Source organism: Kitasatospora sp. NPDC127111 (genome assembly GCF_042677465.1).
Lineage (GTDB): Bacteria > Actinomycetota > Actinomycetes > Streptomycetales > Streptomycetaceae > Kitasatospora.
On record NZ_JBHXTG010000116.1, the window covers coordinates 1 to 18,852 of the forward strand.

Annotated in this window: 19 protein-coding genes; 13 read left to right on the top strand and 6 right to left on the bottom strand. The window is 75.3% G+C overall.

All coding sequences use genetic code 11. From position 1 onward, the window contains the following. Window positions 1–170: 170 nt before the first annotated feature. The 3 genes from ACFVHB_RS38025 to ACFVHB_RS38035 all read left to right on the top strand — a co-directional run bounded on the left by ACFVHB_RS38025 (window position 171) and on the right by ACFVHB_RS38035 (window position 3,204). Entirely contained in the window at window positions 171–1,808 is a 1,638-nt protein-coding gene (locus ACFVHB_RS38025) for an ABC-F family ATP-binding cassette domain-containing protein (protein WP_380331972.1), read from the top strand. 59 nt (window positions 1,809–1,867) lie between these two features. Further along, on the top strand, window positions 1,868–2,545 hold the full coding sequence (locus tag ACFVHB_RS38030) for a nitroreductase family protein (protein WP_380331975.1): 678 nt from the start codon (window positions 1,868–1,870) through the stop codon (window positions 2,543–2,545). A gap of 77 nt (window positions 2,546–2,622) precedes the next feature. Then, the gene (locus ACFVHB_RS38035; RefSeq protein WP_380331978.1) at window positions 2,623–3,204 is read left to right on the top strand and encodes a GNAT family N-acetyltransferase; all 582 of its coding nucleotides are present in this window, start codon (window positions 2,623–2,625) and stop codon (window positions 3,202–3,204) included. Between the two features lie 136 nt (window positions 3,205–3,340). Here the strand turns inward: ACFVHB_RS38035 and ACFVHB_RS38040 are convergent, their stop codons facing one another. Beyond that, window positions 3,341–4,297: an aldo/keto reductase gene (locus ACFVHB_RS38040; RefSeq protein WP_380331981.1), complete on the bottom strand. Its 957-nt coding sequence runs from the start codon at window positions 4,295–4,297 to the stop codon at window positions 3,341–3,343. Window positions 4,298–4,418: 121 nt separating this feature from the next. Next, window positions 4,419–5,036, bottom strand: a complete 618-nt coding sequence (locus ACFVHB_RS38045; protein ID WP_380331984.1) for a GDSL-type esterase/lipase family protein — start codon at window positions 5,034–5,036, stop codon at window positions 4,419–4,421. Between the two features lie 461 nt (window positions 5,037–5,497). On the opposite strand from ACFVHB_RS38045, the gene ACFVHB_RS38050 reads away from it, so the two are divergent. Both ACFVHB_RS38050 and ACFVHB_RS38055 read left to right on the top strand, forming a co-directional pair. Beyond that, on the top strand, window positions 5,498–7,057 hold the full coding sequence (locus tag ACFVHB_RS38050) for a carbohydrate binding domain-containing protein (protein WP_380331987.1): 1,560 nt from the start codon (window positions 5,498–5,500) through the stop codon (window positions 7,055–7,057). A gap of 222 nt (window positions 7,058–7,279) precedes the next feature. After that, window positions 7,280–8,188: a phosphatidylinositol-specific phospholipase C gene (locus ACFVHB_RS38055; RefSeq protein ID WP_380331990.1), complete on the top strand. Its 909-nt coding sequence runs from the start codon at window positions 7,280–7,282 to the stop codon at window positions 8,186–8,188. A gap of 7 nt (window positions 8,189–8,195) precedes the next feature. Here ACFVHB_RS38055 and ACFVHB_RS38060 read toward each other — a convergent pair whose 3' ends face one another. Then, window positions 8,196–8,540 carry a hypothetical protein gene (locus ACFVHB_RS38060; protein ID WP_380331993.1) on the bottom strand — a complete coding sequence of 115 codons (345 nt, stop codon included), beginning with the start codon at window positions 8,538–8,540 and terminating at the stop codon, window positions 8,196–8,198. A 109-nt stretch (window positions 8,541–8,649) separates the two neighbouring features. Between ACFVHB_RS38060 and ACFVHB_RS38065 the strand changes: the two genes are divergently transcribed. The 4 genes from ACFVHB_RS38065 to ACFVHB_RS38080 all read left to right on the top strand — a co-directional run bounded on the left by ACFVHB_RS38065 (window position 8,650) and on the right by ACFVHB_RS38080 (window position 12,437). Beyond that, window positions 8,650–9,534 (top strand): hypothetical protein, encoded by an 885-nt coding sequence (locus tag ACFVHB_RS38065; RefSeq protein ID WP_380331996.1) that lies wholly within the window; start codon window positions 8,650–8,652, stop codon window positions 9,532–9,534. Continuing rightward, entirely contained in the window at window positions 9,531–9,773 is a 243-nt protein-coding gene (locus tag ACFVHB_RS38070; RefSeq protein WP_380332025.1) for a hypothetical protein, read from the top strand. The genes ACFVHB_RS38065 and ACFVHB_RS38070 overlap by 4 nt, the downstream gene beginning before the upstream one ends. 152 nt (window positions 9,774–9,925) lie before the next feature. Then, window positions 9,926–11,713, top strand: coding sequence for a hypothetical protein (locus tag ACFVHB_RS38075; protein WP_380331998.1), 1,788 nt, complete (start codon window positions 9,926–9,928; stop codon window positions 11,711–11,713). A 58-nt stretch (window positions 11,714–11,771) separates the two neighbouring features. Continuing rightward, window positions 11,772–12,437: a hypothetical protein gene (locus ACFVHB_RS38080; protein WP_380332001.1), complete on the top strand. Its 666-nt coding sequence runs from the start codon at window positions 11,772–11,774 to the stop codon at window positions 12,435–12,437. A gap of 243 nt (window positions 12,438–12,680) precedes the next feature. On the opposite strand, the gene ACFVHB_RS38085 is transcribed toward ACFVHB_RS38080, so the two are convergent. The 3 genes from ACFVHB_RS38085 to ACFVHB_RS38095 form a co-directional block, all read right to left on the bottom strand. Next, entirely contained in the window at window positions 12,681–12,821 is a 141-nt protein-coding gene (locus ACFVHB_RS38085; RefSeq protein WP_380332004.1) for a hypothetical protein, read from the bottom strand. Window positions 12,822–13,000: 179 nt separating this feature from the next. Continuing rightward, window positions 13,001–13,561 carry a VanZ family protein gene (locus ACFVHB_RS38090; protein WP_380332007.1) on the bottom strand — a complete coding sequence of 187 codons (561 nt, stop codon included), beginning with the start codon at window positions 13,559–13,561 and terminating at the stop codon, window positions 13,001–13,003. A 73-nt stretch (window positions 13,562–13,634) separates the two neighbouring features. Beyond that, window positions 13,635–14,228, bottom strand: a complete 594-nt coding sequence (locus ACFVHB_RS38095) for an MBL fold metallo-hydrolase (RefSeq protein ID WP_380332010.1) — start codon at window positions 14,226–14,228, stop codon at window positions 13,635–13,637. Window positions 14,229–14,309: 81 nt separating this feature from the next. Here ACFVHB_RS38095 and ACFVHB_RS38100 point away from each other — a divergent pair, with 81 nt between their 5' ends. The 4 genes from ACFVHB_RS38100 to ACFVHB_RS38115 all read left to right on the top strand — a co-directional run bounded on the left by ACFVHB_RS38100 (window position 14,310) and on the right by ACFVHB_RS38115 (window position 18,652). Further along, window positions 14,310–15,278, top strand: a complete 969-nt coding sequence (locus tag ACFVHB_RS38100) for a GlxA family transcriptional regulator (RefSeq protein WP_380332013.1) — start codon at window positions 14,310–14,312, stop codon at window positions 15,276–15,278. Window positions 15,279–15,528: 250 nt separating this feature from the next. Next, window positions 15,529–16,734 carry a cytochrome P450 gene (locus ACFVHB_RS38105; protein WP_380332016.1) on the top strand — a complete coding sequence of 402 codons (1,206 nt, stop codon included), beginning with the start codon at window positions 15,529–15,531 and terminating at the stop codon, window positions 16,732–16,734. A 102-nt stretch (window positions 16,735–16,836) separates the two neighbouring features. Then, window positions 16,837–17,982: a type III polyketide synthase gene (locus tag ACFVHB_RS38110; RefSeq protein WP_380332019.1), complete on the top strand. Its 1,146-nt coding sequence runs from the start codon at window positions 16,837–16,839 to the stop codon at window positions 17,980–17,982. A gap of 94 nt (window positions 17,983–18,076) precedes the next feature. Then, window positions 18,077–18,652, top strand: a complete 576-nt coding sequence (locus ACFVHB_RS38115) for an NUDIX domain-containing protein (RefSeq protein ID WP_380332022.1) — start codon at window positions 18,077–18,079, stop codon at window positions 18,650–18,652. The last annotated feature ends 200 nt before the right edge of the window (window positions 18,653–18,852 follow it).

The following is an 18,852-nucleotide window of genomic DNA, read 5'->3' on the forward strand; positions in this document are numbered from 1 at the left end:
TGCTGCCCTCCCCCCCTCTGTTTTACTATTATTTCTCTATTACTCCAATTCCCCCTTCGGGCCCGTTTGCCACCCGTGTGTCCCCGGCGGGGGGGGGGCGGCGGCCGGCCGCCCGCGCCCCCCGCCCGTTCCCCGGCGGCTCCCCCGGCTCTCCTACAATCGGGGGCATCATGAGCGCCACACTCGTAGTCAAGGACCTCAGCGCCGGCCACGGCGACCGCACCCTGTTCTCCGGCCTGGACCTGGTCGTCGCCCCCGGCGACGTGATCGGGCTGGTCGGCGTGAACGGCGCCGGCAAGTCGACGCTGCTGCGGCTGCTGGCCGGGCTCGACACCCCCGAGGGCGGGTCGCTGCGGCTCAGCCCGGCGTCCGCCACCGTCGGGCACCTGCCGCAGGAGCCGGAGCGGCGGGAGGGCGAGTCGGTCCGCGAGTTCCTGGGCCGGCGGACGGGCGTGGCGGCCGCGCAGGCCGCCCTGGACGAGGCCACCGAGGGCCTGGTCGAGGGCCGCCCCGGCGCCGACGACGCGTACGCGGCGAGCCTGGACCGCTGGCTGGACCTCGGCGGCGCCGACCTGGAGGAGCGGGCCGAGGAGGTCGCCGACTCGCTCGGGCTGAAGGTCTCGCTCGACCTGCCGATGACCGCGCTCTCCGGCGGCCAGGCCGCCCGGGCCGGCCTCGCCTCGCTGCTGCTCTCCCGCTACGACGTCTTCCTGCTCGACGAGCCCACCAACGACCTCGACCTGGACGGCCTGGAGCGGCTGGAGTCCTTCGTCAAGGGCCTGCGCGCGGGCACCGTGCTGATCAGCCACGACCGCGAGTTCCTGGCCCGCACGGTCACCCGGGTGCTGGAGCTGGACCTCGCCCAGCAGCAGGTCAACCTGTACGGCGGCGGCTACGAGGCGTACCTGGAGGAGCGTGCGGTGGCCCGCCGGCACGCCCGCGAGGAGTACGAGGAGTACGCGGACACCAAGGCCTCGCTTGAGGCCCGGGCCCGGATGCAGCGCGGCTGGATGGAGCACGGGGTGCGCAACGCGCGCCGCAAGTCCTCCGACAACGACAAGATCGGGCGCGCGATGCGCGCCGAGTCCACCGAGAAGCAGGCCTCCAAGGCCCGGCAGACCCAGCGGATGATCGAGCGGCTGGAGGTGGTCGAGGAGCCGCGCAAGGAGTGGGAGCTGCGGATGGAGATCGCCACCGCGCCGCGCTCCGGCTCGGTGGTCGCCACCCTGCGCGGGGCCGTCGCCCGCCGCGGCGACTTCGCCTTCGGCCCGGTGGACCTGCAGCTCGACTGGGCCGACCGGGTCGCGATCACCGGCGCCAACGGCGCGGGCAAGTCCACGCTGCTGGCCGCGCTGCTCGGCCGGCTCGAACTGGACGGCGGCAGCGCCGCGCTGGGCTCGGGCGTGGTGGTCGGCGAGGTGGACCAGGCGCGCGGACTCTTCCTGGGCGGCGAGCCGCTGGTGGAGGCGTTCGCCGCCGCCGTGCCGGAGCTCACCCCGGAGGAGGTCCGCACCCTGCTGGCCAAGTTCGGCCTGAAGGCGGCGCACGTGCTGCGCCCCGCCGGCACCCTCTCGCCGGGCGAGCGGACCCGGGCGGCGCTCGCGCTGCTCCAGGCGCGCGGGGTGAACCTGCTGGTGCTGGACGAGCCCACCAACCACCTGGACCTGCCCGCCATCGAGCAGCTGGAGTCCGCGCTCGCCTCCTACACCGGCACGCTGCTGCTGGTCACGCACGACCGGCGGATGCTGGACACGGTCACGGTGAACCGGCGGATCGAGGTCCGGGACGGGCGCGTCCACGAGAGCTGAGCCCGCTCATTGGTCTCTACCTCTTCCCGGGTGCGCCGCCATGTGCTGTGCTGTCGGCCATGGTTGACAGCACAGCGGCGGCCGGCACCTCGTACCCGAGCGTCCCGCTCCGCCCGATGACGGTGCCCGCCCACGAGGCGGCGGCACGCAGCAGGTCCTTCCACGACGTGATGGCGCGGCGCCGGACCGTCCGGGACTACTCGACCCGCCCGATCCCGGACGGCGTGGTCGAGTGGGCCGTCCGCACCGCGAACACCGCCCCCAGCGGCGCGCACGTCCAGCCGTGGCGGTTCGTGGTGATCACCGACCCGGAGCGCAAGCGCCGGCTGCGCGAGGCCGCCGAGGCCGAGGAGCGCGAGTTCTACGCGCGCCGGGCCTCCGAGGAGTGGCTGGCCGCGCTGGCGCCGATCGGCACCGACTGGCAGAAGCCGTTCCTGGAGGACGCGCCCGCGGTGATCGTGGTCTTCGAGGTGCACAAGGGCCCGCACTCGCCGCGCCCGTACTACACCAAGGAGTCGGTCGGCATCGCGGTCGGCCTGCTGCTCGCCAGCCTGCACCAGGCCGGGCTGGCCACGCTCACCCACACCCCGAGCCCCATGAGGTTCCTCAACGAGGTGTGCGAACGGCCGGCCGAGGAGCGGGCCGCGTACGTCATCCCGGTGGGGTACCCGGCGGACGGCGCGCGCGTCCCCGACCTGCGGCGCAAGGAGCTCGACGAGGTGCTGGTGCGCCTCTGACGCGCCCCGGGGCGGCCCCCGGAACCCCGGCGGTTCGGCGGTGGTGGGGGGTCGGGGCCGCGGCCATAATCGCGGTCATGAGCCATGTCATGTCACGGTCCTGTGAGGCCTCCCCCGGCCGGCCGCCCGAGCTGTTGCGGCTGGCCGGCGGGATCTCCCTGCACCGCCGCGCGCCCGACCGCGCGGCCGCGCTCAACGCCGCCGTCCACGCCAACCTCGACCATCTGCGGCCCTGGCTGGCCTGGGCGGCCGAGGCCCCCAGCCCCGCCCAGACCGCCCAGCTGACCAGAGCCGGGTCCGCCGCCTGGGACGCCGGCACGGACTTCATCTACCTGATCGGCCTGGACGCCGAACCCGGCAGCGTGATCGGCTCGTTCGGCCTGCACGGGCGGATCGGGCCGGGGGCGCTGGAGATCGGCTACTGGGTGAGCGCGGACCGCGCCGGCCGGGGCATCGCCACCACCGCCGCCCGGGCGCTCACCGCCGCCGCCCTCGCGCTGCCCGGGATCGGGCGGGTCGAGATCCGCTGCGACCAGGCCAACGGCGCCAGCGCCGCCGTGCCGCGCAAGCTCGGCTACCGGCTCGACCGGATCGCCGACGTGGCGGTCCGGGCGCCCGGCGAGACCGGGCGGCAGCTGGTCTGGGTCAAGGAGAGCTGAGCGGACCGGGCCGCGAACGCCGAGCGGGGCGGGGCGAGGCGAGGCGGGGCGGGGAACCGGAGTCCGGTGGCCCGCCCCGCCAGGGTCCGTCCCCGGCGGCGGCCCGCGGGCGGGAGTCCGAGGACGGACCCCGGCCTCAGTACCGGCCGCCGGTCGGCGCGGGCAGCGCGTCCAGCTCGGCGAGGTCGGCCGCCGGGAGCACGACGTCGGCCGCGCCCGCGTTGTCCACCAGGTACCGGGGCGTCTTGGTCCCCGGGATCGGCAGCACGTACCGGCCCTGTGCCAGCACCCAGGCCAGCGCCACCTGCGCCGGCGTCGCGCCGACCCGCCCGGCGACCTCCTTCACCTTCTCCACCAGCGCCAGGTTGGCCGCCAGCGCCTCCTGCTGGAACCGCGGCAGCGAGCGACGGAAGTCGTCGGCCGGCAGCTGGTCGACCGACGAGATGCCGCCGGTCAGGAAGCCCCGGCCGAGCGGCGAGAACGGCAGGAAGGCGATGCCCTCGGCCTCGGTGTACGGCACCACCTCGGCCAGCGCGTCCCGGGTCCACAGCGACAGCTCGGACTGCACGGACGCCACCGGGTGCACCGCCTGGGCGCGCTTGATCTGCTCGACCGTCACCTCGGAGAGCCCGATCCGGCGCGCCTTGCCCGCCGCGACGACCTCGGCGAGCGCGCCCCAGGTCTCCTCGATCGGCACCTCCGGGTCGACCCGGTGCAGCTGGTAGAGGTCGACGTGGTCGGTGCCGAGGCGGCGCAGGCTCTCGTCGATCGAGCGCTTCACGTGCTCCGGCCGGCCGTTGTTCCCGACCCGCTTGTCGCCGTCGCCCGGCACCAGGCCCACCTTGGTGGCGAGCACCGCGCGCTCCCGGTACGGGCCGGCCAGGGCGGCGCCGACCACCTCCTCGTTGCTGTACGGGCCGTAGACGTCGGCGGTGTCGATCAGCGTGACGCCGAGGTCCAGCGCCTCCCGGATCACCCGCACCGAGGTCTCGTCGTCGCGGTTCCGCAGGTCGTAGGCCCAGGTCATCCCCATGCAGCCGAGGCCGACCACGCCGACCTCGGGGCCCTGGCTGCCGAGCGTGCTGGTACGCATCACGGTTCTCCGTTCGTCCGGTGGACCTTCGTCCGTGGATCAGTTCGTCCGGTGGATCAACGGGACCCAGCTTTCCTCTTCGAGTGCGCTCAAGGTCAAGCCCCGCCCCGCCGGGCCCCCTTCAAGCCCCGGCTCCGAGCAGCCACTCCCGCCAGCCGCCGGCCAGCACGAGGTCGGCGAGGAGCCGGTAGCCGCCCGCCCCCGGGTGCGCGCCGTCGCCGCCGCCGGCCTCGGCCACCCAGACCGGGTCCGCCGCGAGCACCGCCGTCACGTCGACGAACGGCACGCCGCGGGCGGCGCAGAGCGCCGCCGTCCGTCCGGCCAGCTCCAGCAACCGCTCCAGGTGCCCGGCGCCCCCGCGGACGACCGGCGGCGGCCCGACCACCAGCCCGCCGAGGCCGCGCTCGCGGGCGCCGTCCAGCAGCGCGGCCAGGTTCTCCAGGCTGCGGTCCGGCGCCACCCGCGGCCGCCCGTCCTCCAGCACGGCGTCGTTGCTGCCCACCGAGACGACCAGCCGGTTGTCCGCCCCGGGCAGGGCCCGCACCCCGGCCTCGGCCCAGCAGCGGGCCAGCACGTCCGCCGAGGTGTTGCGGCGGACGCCCAGGTTGAAGGCCGTGAGCTCGGCGGCGTCCCCGTCGGTCGCCTGGAGCACCCGGCCGACCCAGCCGCGGAACTCCGGGTCGCCGACGCCCTGGGTGAAGGAGTCCCCGATGAAGCAGATGCGCAGATCCTTGATCATCACGCCACCCTAGGAGCCCGGCCCGGCGAGGGGTGCACCTTTCCGACAGGCGGACACCGGGGCCCGAACCCGAAGCGGCCGCCTGTCCCGCAGATCACCCCAGTCGCGGCCGCCCGAGCCGCAGTTGACGGACCGTCCAGACCAGGACCAGCACCACGCCGCGGTGCCGGCCATGCCGGCGGCTGTCCGTCGGGCGAGGGCGCGCTGAACCCCGGGCGGCGGATTCCGCTGCCGCCCGCGCGTCCGCGCGGGCGTTGCCTTAACGCGGCCGTAAGCCCGTCTGCGCCGTGGCTTTCGGCGCCCCGCGGGTGCTTGACGTGCACAGCTGGTCTAGTCCACGTTGGTGCTCAGCACCGCGCACCTCCCCGCACCGGACACCTACCCCCACCGCCCCCAGAGCCGCCCGCCCGCGCTCCCCACGGCGCGACGGGCGGCCGGGCACCGTCCCGAGAGGCACCCCCATGCCACGCGCGCCCCATGACACCGCCGCACCCGGCCCCTCCGCACCCGGCGTCCCCGCGTCCGACACCGCCGCCCGGCACCGCCGGCCCGCCGGGCGGGTCAAGATGCCGCTCGCCCTCGCCGCCGCCACCGCGCTCGCCGCCGGCGGGCTGGCCACCCTCGCCGGGAACGCCGGCGCGGCCGACGGCAACCTGCTCGCCAACGCCGGATTCGAGAGCGGCGCGCTGGGCCCCTGGAGCTGTTCCGGCGGCACCGGCTCGATCGTCGACTCCGGCGCGCACGGCGGCTCGTACGCGCTCCGGGGAGCCGTGGGCAGCAGTGACACCGCCCAGTGCGGGCAGACCGTCGCCGTGCGGCCCAACACCAGGTACACGCTGAGCGCCTGGGTCCAGGGGCAGTACGTCTACCTCGGCGCCACCGGAAGCGGGGTCACCGACCCGGCCACCTGGACGCCCGGCGGCACCGCCTGGCAGCAGCTCACCAGCACCTTCACCACCGGGCCGGCGACCACCAGCGTCACCGTCTACCTGCACGGCTGGTACGGACAGGGCGCCTACCTCGCCGACGACGTCACGCTCACCGGTCCGGGCGGCAGTCCGTCCACCCCGCCGCCGACCACGACCAACCCGCCGACCACGACCCCGACCGCCACGGCCACGCCCACCACCCCGGCGCCGAACGTCGCCGTACCGGTGGCCCCGTACATCGACATGGGCGCCTGGCCCACCCCGTCCATGCCCGCGATGGCCAAGGCCGGGAACCTGAAGTCCTTCACCATGGGCTTCGTCACCGGCGTCGGCTGCAAGGCCAGCTGGTTCAACGCCTACGACCCGCGCACCGGCTGGGCCAAGGACCAGGTGGACGCGCTGCGGGCGGCCGGCGGCGACGTCAAGGTCTCCTTCGGCGGCGCCAGCGGCACCGAACTCGCCGCCGCCTGCTCCACGGTGGACTCGCTGTTCGCCGAGTACGACGCCGTGGTCAAGGCCTACGGCCTGCACTACGTCGACTTCGACATCGAGGGCGCCGCGATCGCCGACACCGCCGCCAACGAGCGCCGCTCGGCCGCGCTCGCCAGGCTGCAGCAGGCCAACCCGGGCCTGAAGGTCTCCTTCACCCTGCCGGTGCTGCCCGAGGGCCTGACCGCCGAGGGCGTCGCCATCGTGAAGTCCGCGCGGGACGCGGGCGTCGACGTCGACCTGGTGAACGTCATGGCGATGGACTACTACCGCGGCGGCACCGACTACGGCGACGCGGCGGTCCAGGCCGCGCAGGCGCTGTACGGGCAGCTCAAGGCGCTCCACCCGGCGAAGGACGACGCCCGGCTCTGGCGCATGGTCGGCGTCACGCCGATGATCGGCGAGAACGACGACCACCAGGTCTACAACCAGGCGGACGCCCAGCAGCTGGTCGCCTTCGCCCGGCAGCACCACCTCGGCGAGCTGGCCTTCTGGGACGCCACCCGGGACGCCAACGCCTGCACCGGCGCGCTGTTCAAGTGCACCAACATCCCGCAGCAGCCGTACGAGTTCGCGAAGATCTTCGCGCAGTACGGCGGCTGACCGGCCGGTACCGGCGGCTCCGGGGCCCAACCGGCCGCGGAGCCGCCGATGCCACCGGTGCGGCCGGTGATGCCGATGCCGCCGGCGGCGCCCGGGTGCGTCCGCGCGAACACCCCCGTCCCGCCCCCTGGGCAAAGCGGCCCGTCGCCCCGACAATGAGCATGCCACTTCGCTTTCCCCCTCCCGTCCCACCACACCCAACGGGGGTGCCACGCCGTGCCCGTGACCACGCGTACACCGATCAGCAGACGCGCCTTCACCCGCACCGCCCTGCTGGGCGCCCTGGCCGCCGCCGGGCTGGGGTCGGGCACGCAGCACGCCTCGGCGCTCGGACTCCCCGGCGGGGCAGACTGGTTGGGCGCCGTGGACCCGCAGGCCTCGCTCGCCCGGCTCACCCTCCCCGGCACGCACGACACCTGCTCGCTCTACGGCGGCGCGCTGACGCAGACCCAGACGCTCGCTCTCTCCGACCAGTTGACGGCGGGCGTGCGCTTCCTCGACATCCGCTGCCGCGCCATCGACGGCGTGCTCGCGATCCACCACGGGCCGGTCTTCCAGAAGACCTTCTTCGGCGACGTGCTCAACCAGTGCCGGGCCTTCCTCGCCGCACACCCCGGCGAGACCCTGCTGATGCGGGTCAAGCAGGAGTACTCCACCGTCTCCGACGCGGAGTTCGGCGCCCTCTTCGCCGACTACAGCCGGCGCTGGCCGGGCCTCTTCTGGACCGACGACCGGATCCCGCGCCTCGGCGAGGTCCGCGGCCGGGTCGTCCTGCTCGCCGACAACGCCGGCCTGCCCGGCCTGCGCTGGGGCGGCCCGCGCACCGACATCGAGGACGACTACGACATCGGGACCATCTTCGAGCTCAACTCCCGCAAGTGGCCCGAGGTTTCCGCCCACCTGACCGCCGCCCGGGCCGCCACCGACCCGCAGCGGCTCTTCCTCACCTTCACGTCCAGCTCCGGCTGGGGCCTCTGGCCGCGCCAGGCCGCCGACGCGATCACCCCCAAGCTGCGCGGCTACCTCGGCGGCCTGGACCGCACCACCCGGCCGGTGCTGGGCACCGTCCCGACGGACTTCGTCACCGCCGACCTGGCGCGCTCGCTGTACGCCCTGAACTTTGGCCTCTGACCCGGGATCAGGCCTCCTCCGCCTCCCCGAGGCGGGCCTGGATCGCCGGCAGGCTCTCCTTCACCCGGGTGTGGGCCGCCCGGCCGGCCGGCGTGAGCCGGAGGCGGCCGTCGGCGTCCCGGCCGACCAGGGCGCGGGCGAGGAGGCCGTCCGCGTCCGCCGGCAGGTCGTCGCCGGGGAGCAGGTACTCCCCGAGGACGGCGGCCAGCTCGTCCAGGGTGCGGCCGGAGACGTCGGCGCCCAGGTCACCCGGGGCGAGGTAGCGGAGGATCCAGTACTGGGGCTGGGTGAGCCCCAGCGCGGCCAGTTCGCGCCGGATCCGGAGGACGCGGTCGGTCGGTTCGGCAGTCATGGGCCCACTGTGCACCTTCAAGTCGACTTGAAGCCAAGGGGGATCACGCACCCGGCCGGGGCGTGAACCGACGGTGCGGCCCAGGTCGGACACCGCCTAGCATCGCCGCATGCCGATGCCCGAGGAGAGCCACCGTACGGCGGGCCCGCCCGCCGGCTGGCGCGTCACCGTCCTGGACCACCGCCGCAGCGCCGGCCCGCCGCCGTACGAGCCGCCGCCGTACGAACCGCCGCCCCCCGCCGGGCGGCCGCTCGCCCGGCGGGACGACCTGCGTGTCCTCGGCCGGCCCGGGCGGATCAGCTGCGTCGACGCCACCGGCCGCACCCGCTGGACCCACCGCTGCACCGGCCGCCCCAACGCCGCCCACATCTCCGGCGGCCGCGTCCTCGTCACCACCGACTCCCTGGAGTACTCCGCCTGGGGCCACCTCGGCCCGGCACTGCTGCTGGACCTCGCGGACGGCACCCCGGTCGCCGAACTCCGCGGCGAACGCGGCGCGGCCCGCCGGGGCGGCCGGTTCCTGCTCGGCCTGGAGGGCTACGACTTCTTCGACACCTGGGAGTACGACCGCGACGGCCGTCAGGTCGACGCCTGGCGCAGCTACGGCCACTACGTCGTCGGCAGCGGCGTCCGGGTGGTCGAGGCGGACCGCAACCACCCCACCCGCAGCCGGGTCGTCCGACTGCTGCCCGGCGGCGGCATCGAACGCGGGCCGCTGCTGACGGATCCGAGCACGCCGCCGCCGGTCGTGCTGCCGGACGGCACCCTCCTGGTGCTCGACGCGGGCGTGCTGCGCGCCGTCGGCCGCCGGCTCGACGACACCGTCCTCGCCGAACTGCACCCGATCCCGCCGGACCGGCTGTACCGGTGGACCAGCGCCCTGCGGCGCGAGGGCGACGACCGGCTCACCGTCACCCTCGCCGAACGGGCCGCCGACGACGCGACTCGGTACACCACCCACGCCTGGACGCTCGGCCTGCGGCACGACCCCTGACGCCGACGCGGGCGGGCGGCGGTGGCGCGTGCGCCCGACGGGGTGGCATCCCCGTCGCAGGGCGCGACGGCTGCGCCCTCGGCACGGTCCGGTCAGGGGCCACCGCCACCGTCACCCTCGTGGTCAGGGCCGTCCTCACCGGCAGCCACGACATCACCGACACCGCCGAGGCCGCCAGCCCCACCCCCGACCCCAACCCGCGCAACAACACCGCCACCATCACCACGCCGGTCGGCTGACGCACCGTCGCCGCCGCGGGGCCGCCGGAGGAGTGCCGGCGGCCCCGCGGTGCGCCCGGCGGGGTGACCCTCCGGAGCCGTCGCCCGGCCCGCGCCGGATCCGCCGCGCATCGTGGTGCCGCACCACCCCCGTCCGGCGACAGGAGCCGCGCATGCGCATGCCCGCCTTGCACCACCCGCCCACCTCCGGAGGCGGATCCGCCCGCCGAAGTCCGCGCGTCCTCGCCGCCGCGCTGCTGGCCGCCCTGCTGCTCCCCGGAGGCTGGCAGCAGGCCCGTGCCGCGGACACCCCGGAGGCCAGGGTCCTCCGGCCCGGTGTCCCGGGCACCGCGCTCAGCTGGGGCGACGGCGACTTCGGCCAGCTCGGCGACGGCACCGCGGTCGACCACCGGGCCACCCCGGACCGGGTCTGCGGAGCCGCCCCTTGCACCGGACCGCTCCAGGACGTCGTCGCCGTGGCCAACGGGAACGCCCACAGCGTGGCGCTGCGCGCCGACGGCACCGTCCTCGCCTGGGGGGACAACACGTTCGGCGAGATCGGCAACGGCACCCACGACGACCAGACCACCCCGACGCCGGTCTGCGCCGTCGGCCAGACCGCGCCCTGCTCGGCGTTCCTCACGAACGTGGTCGCCGTCGCCGCCGGAAACGTGCACAGCATGGCGCTGCGCGCCGACGGCACCGTCGTGGCCTGGGGGGACAACTCCGTCAACCAGCTCGGTGACGGCACCGTCGCCCAGCACAGCACCCCGGTGACCACCTGCGGCTTCGGCTGCTTCGCCCCGCTCGACGGCGTGACCGCCATCGCCGCCGGGGGCTTCCACAACCTGGCCCTGCTGTCGGACGGCACCGTCCGCAGCTGGGGCCTCAACAGCTACGCCCAGCTCGGCAACGCGACCAGCACCAACTACGCCTCCGCGGAACCGGTCTGCGGCGACCCGACCTGCGCCACACCGCTGGACGGCATCACCGCGATCGCCGCCGGGGCGTTCCACAGCCTGGCGCTGCGCTCCGACGGCGGCGTGCACGGCTGGGGCCGCAACACCACCGGCCAGCTCGGTGACGGCACCACCACCGACCGGTCGACCCCGGCGCGGGTCTGCGCCATCGGAGCGACCGTACCGTGCGTCAGCTACCTCACCGGCGTCGCCGGCATCGCCGGGGGCGAGAGCCACAGTGCCGCGGTGACCACCGGAGGCTTCCTCCGCACCTGGGGCTACAACGGCTACGGCCAGCTCGGCGACGGCACCACCACGGACCGGAGCACGCCCGTCCGGGTGTGCGCCATCGGGGTGGCGGCGCCCTGCGGCAGCTACCTGACCGGCGCCACCGCCGTCACCGCCGGATTCGCGCACACCGTGGCCCTGCGCTCCGACGGCGGTGCGGTCGGCTGGGGCGGCAACGCCAAGGGCCAGCTCGGGGACGGCACCAACGCCGAGCGGCACAGCCCCGTCCGGGTGTGCGCCGTCGGCGAGACCGCCCCCTGCACGCGGTACCTCGACGGCGCCACCGCCGTCACCGCCGGGTACCAGTACACGGCGGCCCTGGTCCGCCCGCAGGCCGACCTCGCCGTCGCGATCGGCGCCACCCCCGAGCCGGTGGCGGGCGGCGCCAACCTGACCTACACCGTCACCGTGCGGAACAACGGCCCGACGAGCGCGGAGGAGGTCGCCCTCACCGACGCCCTGCCCGCCAACGGGCGGTTCGTCAGTGCGACGGCCGGCACCGGCAGCTGCGTCACCCCGCCCGTCGGCTCCACCGACAGCGTGAAGTGCACCATCGGCACGCTCGCCTCCGGCGCGACGGCCACCGTCACGGTCGTGGTGAAGGCGCTGAACACCGGCCCCGGCGGCATCACCAACACCGCCAGGGCCACCAGCACCACACCCGATCCGGCCACCGACAACAACACGGTGACCATCACGACCCCGGTCAGTTGACGCCCGCGCGCGGCAGGGGCGGGCCCGCCCCTGCCGCGCGCCGCGAAGGGTGTCTCAGGTGCACCAGAAGAGGAACTGGGTGCAGGTCTGCGTGGGCTTCGGGGTGGGGGTGGCCGAGGGGCGCGGAGTGGTCGCCCGGGTCGTGGTCGGGGCCGGCTGCGCCGGCGGGGCCGGGTCCGGGTCCGGCGCGCGGGTGGTCGCCGGGGCCGTCGACGCGCCGCTCTTCGAGGCGGAGGCGGAGGCCGAGGCGGTGGTGGCGCGCGTGCTGGGGCGCTGGGTGGCCGACGGGGCCGGCGTCCCGGTCGTGCTCGGCGCGGCGGTGGGCGTGGCCGGCGCGGCGGCCGGTCCACTGGGGGACTCCGTGCTGACCGGCCGGCCGGCACCCGGCTCGGCGGGCGCCGTCTCCGTCCCGTTCGCGGTCAGGGCCGCCACCCCGAGCCCCACGACGGCCAGGCCCACCACGGATCCGACGAGAAGCCCCGGCCGCCGCCCGGCCCGCCGGCCACCGCGCCGGGAGGACGGGCCGGCCGACGGCGACGCGGCCGGGGAGGTCGACGTCGCCGCGGCCGGCTCGGCGAACGCCTGCCGCGGCACGGCCGGGGTCTCCGCCGGCGGGTACGCCGCCGCGTCCGGGCCGCCCACCGGGGCGGGACCGCTCGCCGGGGCCCCGCAACCGGGGCAGGCCAGGGCGCCGTTCAGGTGGCGGCGGCAGGGTGCGCAGTAGTCCATGTGTTCTTCCCGTGCTGCCGGGCGACCGGCACTCGCCGGTCGTCGTCCGTCGTGCCGGCTCCGCGCACGTCGTCGTGCGCATGCGGAGCCTAGGCAGCCCGGCTGTGGGGGTTCCACACCCCAGTGTGAGGCTTCTGAAAAGATGCCGTGTCGCCCCGGCCGCCGCCCGTGCGTCGTGGGAGGCCGGCGGGGCCGACTTCCGGTGCGCGGACCGGGGGGGGCGGGGCCGCCGCGCCGGCTACCGCGGGGACGGCGCGAGGCGGCGCAGGGTGACCGCCTCGTGCAGCCGGCGGCCCAGCGTGCCCACCGTGCCGAGCGCGACGCCGGCGACGACCAGCACGCTCACCCCGGTGAACGGGTAGCCGTCCGCCGCACCCACCAGGGCCAGGGCGGCCGTCGGGACGACGGCCGTCGCGCCCGCCAGGAGTGCCCCCGCGAAGCCGACCCCGTCCGCAGTCCGGGAACGCGGACGGCCTGACCGAAGGTGCCCAACGCCCCCACCCCCTCTCCCCGTCCGGTCCGTGCTCCCCACGTTCTCCGTGCCGGTGGTGCCGGAGATCAGTGCGTCAGGCGCACCCGCTCCCGCAGTGACCGCGCGCCCGCCCGGGCGAACCGGCCCGCGAACAGACCGAGCGCCGCGCCGAGGGCCAGGCCGAGCAGGCTGTCGCAGACGTCCTGGGCGTCGCAGGCGTGGCCGATCGCCGGCACCGCGTACTGCGCGCACTCCACCGCGAACGGCAGTGCCGTCACGCCCGCCAGGACGGCCGCCGCCCGGCGTTTCGTACCCGCCAGTGCCGCGGCGAACCCGACCGGGAGGAACATCAGGACGTTCAGGTCCGCCCGACGGGACGTCAACCACTCCCCCGGCGGGCGCAGCCGCAGGCCGGCGAAGGTGCAGTGCCGGACGGCGTCGCGCGAGTACTCCCAGAGCGGGACCGGCGCGTTGGGCAGCAGCGTCAGCGTCACCACCCCGCCGAGCGCGAGCAGCAGCACGAACGCCACCGCCCAGTGCGCCCGCAGCGCCCGCCCGACCGGCCGGTTCAGCAGCGCGGCCGGCACGAGCGAGGCGAGCAGCCCGGGCCAGAACATCGGCATGGCGCCGAGGACACCTTTGATCACGCCGACACGGACGCCACCGGACCCCCGCCCGGTTCTCGCCGGACGGCCCCGGGTGGCTGGAGCGCGGGCGGCCCTACCGCGGGGTCGTGTCGTCGGCCGTGAAGGGGGCGCCGTGGCCGGGCACGATCAGGTCCGCCGCGGCCAGCACCCGGAGCCGGGAGGCGCGCAGGACCTCGCGGTCCGGGGCCACCGGGTCGTCGGCCGGCCCGTTCGCGTGCCACCACAGGTCGCCGGCGAAGGCGATCACGCCCTCCTCCGTGCCGGCCAGCAGCGTGATGTCCTCGGGGCTGTGGCCGGGGGTGCGGATGAGCCGGAGGGACGGGGTGAGTTCGTAGCCCTCGGCGTCGCGGTTCGTCCACCGGTGGCCCTGGTACTCCACCTTGTGGTCGTGCACCCGGGCCCGGCGGAAGAGGCCGACGTTCATGGTGTTGTCCGGGTGGTGGTGGCTGAGCACCACGTCGGTGATGTCGTCGGGGCCGAGCCCCAGCTCGGCGAGCGGGACGAGGATGTCGTCGTGGTCGGCCACCATGCCCGGGTCGAAGATCACGTGGCGTCCGGCGTCCGCGACGTAGGAGACCGTGGCGGCGACCCCGGGGCCGGTGGAGCCGACGTAACCGGTGGTCAGGACCTTGAATGCGGCGCTGCGGCCGAGCGGTGCGTCTGTCATGCCTCGATCCTGTCGAACGGGACGGCACCCGACGAGTGGCACTGATGCCACTGATCGCAGGAAATGTGCCAGACTCCGCGGATGCCCCCCTTCACGACCGTCGCCGCGTACGCCCCGCCCGGAGTCGGCATGCTCGCCGTCGGCATCGTCGCCGAGGTGTTCGGCCCGCACGGGGAGGCGATGCCCGGCTTCGACTTCGCCCTGTGCGCGGACCGGCCCGGGAGCGTCCGCAGCGACCTCGGCGTGCCGCTCACGATCGAGCACGGCCTGGACCGGCTGGCCGCCGCCGATCTCGTGCTCGCCCTGCCGGGGGCGGGTTTCCGCACGCCGCCCGCGCCCGCCGTGCTCGACGCCCTGTCGGCCGCGTACGAGCGCGGCGCGGTGGTGGCCGCCCACTGCGTGGGCGCTTTCGCGCTCGCCGCCGCCGGGCTGCTCGACGGCCGCCGGGCCACCACCCACTGGCGGTTCGCCGACCTGCTGGCCCGCGAGTACCCGGACGTCGCCGTCGAGCCCGGGGCGCTGTACCTGGACGACGGCCGGATCACCACGGGTGCGGGCGCGGCCGCGGGCTTCGACCTCTGCCTGCACCTGATCAGGCGCGAGCACGGCGCCGCCGTGGCCAACCACGTCGCCCGGGACATGGTGCTGCCCTCGCACCGCGACGGCGGGCAGGCCCAGTACCTGGCCGCGCCGGTACCCGAGGACGGCCAGGACGAGCGGCTGGCCGAGGTGCTCGCCTGGGCCCGGGAGCACCTCCACGAGCCGCTGCCGGTCGCGGAGTTGGCCCGGCGGGCGGTGATGAGCAAGCGTTCGTTCCTCCGCCGCTTCGCCGCCGCCACCGGCACCACGCCGCACGCCTGGCTGCGGGACCTGCGGCTGAGCGGCGCCGAGGAGCTCCTGGAGACGACGGACCTGCCGGTCGAGGAGGTCGCCCGCCGGGTCGGCTACGGCAGCGCGGCCGTCCTGCGCGAGCAGTTCGTCCGCCGCCGGGGCGTCCCGCCGCGCTCCTACCGCCGCTCCTTCACCCGCGTGCCGCCCTCCGCCGGCTGAGCGGGCCCGGTCGTCCGCGTCCGCTCATCCGGGCCCGGTCGTCCGCGTCCGCTCGGCCCGCGGACGGCGGAGGTCTCCCAACTCCCTTCGTCCGCACGGCATATCGCATGACTATCGGCTAGCTCGCTCGATCGAGCGAACAATCCCTCGTATCCGGATTTCCGCCGCCTGATGGGGGAACATCAGCACGTCCGCGCCCGAACGACCCGACGTCCCGGGCGGTACCGACTCCGGCCACTTGGATCAGCCCGTGACTACCTCCGCCCCCGTGTGGGACTGCCCCTTCAACCACACCGAAGGCCTGGAGTTCGACCCGCTCCTGAAGCGAATCCTCACCGAGGAGCCGATCGCCAGGATCCGGCTGCCGCACGGCGAGGGCGAGGCCTGGCTGGCCACCCGGTACGAGGACGTCCGCGTGGTCACCACCGACCGCCGGTTCAGCCGCGCGGCGGGCATCGGCCGCGACCTGCCCCGGATGACGCCCGCCCCGATCGCCCAGGTCGAGGCGATCAACCTGATGGACCCGCCGGCCCACAACCGGCTGCGCCGCCTGGTCGCCAAGGGGTTCACCAACCGCCAGGTCGAACGGATGCGCCCGAGGACGCAGCGGATCGTCGACGGGTACCTGGACGAGATGGCCGAGCACGGCTCCCCCGCCGACCTGGTGCGGCACCTCTCCGCCCGGCTGCCGATGACCACCATCTGCGAGCTGCTCGACATCCCCGAGCGGGACCGCGCCGAGCTGCGCGGGCACGCCGTCGCGATGATGGCGATGGGCCCCGGCGGCGGCGACGGCCAGGTGCGCGCCAAGGCCGCCCTGCGCGCCTACTTCACCGAGTTGACGGCCGCCCGCCGCCGCGACCCCGGCGAGGACCTCATCAGCGCGCTCGCCACCGCCCGGGACGAGGAGGAGCTGCTGGACGACCAGGAGCTCGCCGTGATGGCCATGGTGCTGCTGGTCACCGGCCACGACACCAGCACCTACCAGCTCAGCAACATCACCTACACCCTGCTCACCCACCCCGAGCAGCTCGCCGGGCTGCGCGCCCGGCCCGAGACGCTGCCGCGCGCCCTGGAGGAGTTGCTCCGCTTCATCCCGTTCCGGCAGGGCGTCGGCATCGCCCGGGTCGCCACCGAGGACGTCGAGCTGGGCGGGGTGCCGATCCGGGCCGGCGAGGCGGTGCACGTCTCCTACCTCGCCGCCAACCGCGACCCGGCGGTGTTCGAGCGGCCGGACGAGCTCGACCTCGACCGCGGCGCGGCCCACCACATGACCTTCGGTCACGGCACCCACCACTGCGCCGGCGCCCACCTGGCCCGGATGGAGCTCCAGGTCGCCATCGGCACCCTGTTGCGCCGCTTCCCCGGCCTGCGGCTGGCCGTGCCGGCCGAGGAGCTGGACTGGCGCACCGGCTCGATCTGGCGCTACCCGCGGACCCTGCCGGTCGCCTGGTGACCTCGGCGCCGCACCGCCGCGGCGCACGCCGAACGCACCCGTAGGCCACCGCCCGCGCCGGCCGCCGCCCGCGCGGGTCACCAGGGGAGACCTCTGACACCCATGGCAACTCTCTGCCGTCCCGCCGTCGCCGTTCCCGAGCACGTCATCACCCTCGACCAGACCCTCGACCTGGCCCGCACCCTGCACCGGGACCACCCCCAACTCCCGCTCGCCCTCCGGCTGATCGAGAACACCGGGGTGCGGACGAGGCACCTGGTCCAGCCGATCGACGAGACGCTGCGGCACCCCGGCCTCACCACCCGCAACGCGGTCTACGAGCGCGAGGCCAAGCGGCGCGTCCCCGAGGTGGTCGAACGCGCCCTCGGGTACGCCGAGTTGTCCGCCCGGGACGTCGACCTGATCGTCTACGTGTCCTGCACCGGCTTCATGATGCCCTCGCTGACCGCCTGGCTGATCAACACCATGGGCTTCCGCTCCGACACCCGCCAGGTGCCGATCGCCCAGCTCGGCTGCGCGGCCGGCGGCGCCGCGGTCAACCGCGCGCACGACTTCTGCCGCGCCTACCCGGGCGCCAACGTCCTGATCGTGGCCTGCGAGTTCTGCTCGCTCTGCTACCAGCCGACCGACCTCGGCGTCGGCTCGCTGCTTTCCAACGGCCTGTTCGGGGACGCGGTCGCCGCCGCCGTGATGCGCGGCCGCGGCGGCACCGGCGTGCACGTCGAGCGCAACGGCTCGCACCTCGTCCCGGACACCGAGGACTGGATCTCCTACGGGGTGAAGGACACCGGGTTCCACTTCCAGCTCGACAAGCGCGTCCCGGGCACGATGGCGATGCTCGCCCCGGCGCTGCGCACCCTCGCCACCGCGCACGACTGGGACGTCTCCGGGCTCGGCTTCTACATCGTGCACGCCGGCGGCCCGCGCATCCTGGACGACCTCTGCCGCTTCCTCGAACTCGAGCCCGCCGCCTTCCGGTTCAGCCGCGCCACCCTCACCGAGCGGGGCAACATCGCCAGCGCGGTGGTCCTCGACGCGCTGGCCCGGCTGTTCGAGGACGGCTCCGTCGCCGACGGCACCCCGGGGCTGATCGCCGGCTTCGGCCCGGGCATCACCGCCGAGATGTCCCTGGGGAGTTGGACCGGCTCCCCGCTCGGCGCGGTCCGCCCGGCGGCCATCCCGCTCCGCCAGCACGCGGTCGACACCGCCGACCTGGAGCCGGAGTTCGGGGTGGCCGCGGCGACCTGACCGATGGTCGGGCCCGGGGGAGAGCGCGCCGTCGCCCCGGCTTCGCGCCCCCGGGAACAGGGGGCCGGCAGCCCCGGCGGACTATGATCGGTGAATGACGGACACCACAGAGAGAGCCGGTGGACTCACCGACCTGCCGGCCCGGTTCCCGCAGCTGCACGCCCCGCAGTACTGGGCCTGGGGCCGTTTCGACGCCCGGTTCTCGACGGCGCTGCCACCGGACGAACTCGTCACCAACATCCACCTGGTGGGGTTCACCGCCGGACGCGTCGTGCTCTGCCGCGACGGGCGCGACCACTGGTTCCTGCCGGGCGGCACCCGCGAGAGCGGCGAGTCGGTCGAGTCCTGCCTGGTCCGCGAACTGCGGGAGGAGGCCGGTGCCCGGCTGCTCGGCGCGCCGGTCTGGCTCGGGGCGCACCGCTGCGTGACGGACCTCGCGGAGCCGTACCGGCCGTGGCAGCCGCACCCGGAGAAGGCCTGGCTCTGGGGCTGGGCGGAGGTCGCGGTGGACTCCGCGCCGACCAATCCGGACGACGGCGAGCAGGTGGTGGAGGTGCGGGCGGTCGAGCCGGCCGAGGCGCAGCGGCTGCTGGTCCGCAGCCACGAGCCCTGGTGGGGCGAGCTGATCGGCCTGGCGGTGGAGCTGCGGGCCAGGGCGGCGGCGGGCTGACGGCGGCGGCGGCGCCGGGAACGGCGGCCCGAGGGGTCACCGGGACGGCTGAACACCGGGGCGCGATGTCCGGAACGCGGTGATAGGACTCGGGTGAACCCTGGTCCGCGCCGACAGGAGCGTCATGGACGACTTGAGGAGAAGCTCCTGGTCTGACCCGCGCCCGTAGGAGGCGGGGCCGGTGGACGTCCGTCCACCGG

Bases quoted from the DNA above. Each gene is read 5' to 3' on its own strand.
- ACFVHB_RS38025 (WP_380331972.1), top strand. From the start codon at position 171: ATGAGCGCCACACTCGTAGTCAAGGACCTCAGCGCCGGCCACGGCGAC.
- ACFVHB_RS38030 (WP_380331975.1), top strand. From the start codon at position 1,868: ATGGTTGACAGCACAGCGGCGGCCGGCACCTCGTACCCGAGCGTCCCG.
- ACFVHB_RS38035 (WP_380331978.1), top strand. From the start codon at position 2,623: ATGAGCCATGTCATGTCACGGTCCTGTGAGGCCTCCCCCGGCCGGCCG.
- ACFVHB_RS38040 (WP_380331981.1), bottom strand. From the start codon at position 4,297: ATGCGTACCAGCACGCTCGGCAGCCAGGGCCCCGAGGTCGGCGTGGTC.
- ACFVHB_RS38045 (WP_380331984.1), bottom strand. From the start codon at position 5,036: ATGATCAAGGATCTGCGCATCTGCTTCATCGGGGACTCCTTCACCCAG.
- ACFVHB_RS38050 (WP_380331987.1), top strand. From the start codon at position 5,498: ATGCCACGCGCGCCCCATGACACCGCCGCACCCGGCCCCTCCGCACCC.
- ACFVHB_RS38060 (WP_380331993.1), bottom strand. From the start codon at position 8,540: ATGACTGCCGAACCGACCGACCGCGTCCTCCGGATCCGGCGCGAACTG.
- ACFVHB_RS38065 (WP_380331996.1), top strand. From the start codon at position 8,650: ATGCCGATGCCCGAGGAGAGCCACCGTACGGCGGGCCCGCCCGCCGGC.
- ACFVHB_RS38075 (WP_380331998.1), top strand. From the start codon at position 9,926: ATGCGCATGCCCGCCTTGCACCACCCGCCCACCTCCGGAGGCGGATCC.
- ACFVHB_RS38095 (WP_380332010.1), bottom strand. From the start codon at position 14,228: ATGACAGACGCACCGCTCGGCCGCAGCGCCGCATTCAAGGTCCTGACC.
- ACFVHB_RS38100 (WP_380332013.1), top strand. From the start codon at position 14,310: ATGCCCCCCTTCACGACCGTCGCCGCGTACGCCCCGCCCGGAGTCGGC.
- ACFVHB_RS38110 (WP_380332019.1), top strand. From the start codon at position 16,837: ATGGCAACTCTCTGCCGTCCCGCCGTCGCCGTTCCCGAGCACGTCATC.
- ACFVHB_RS38115 (WP_380332022.1), top strand. From the start codon at position 18,077: ATGACGGACACCACAGAGAGAGCCGGTGGACTCACCGACCTGCCGGCC.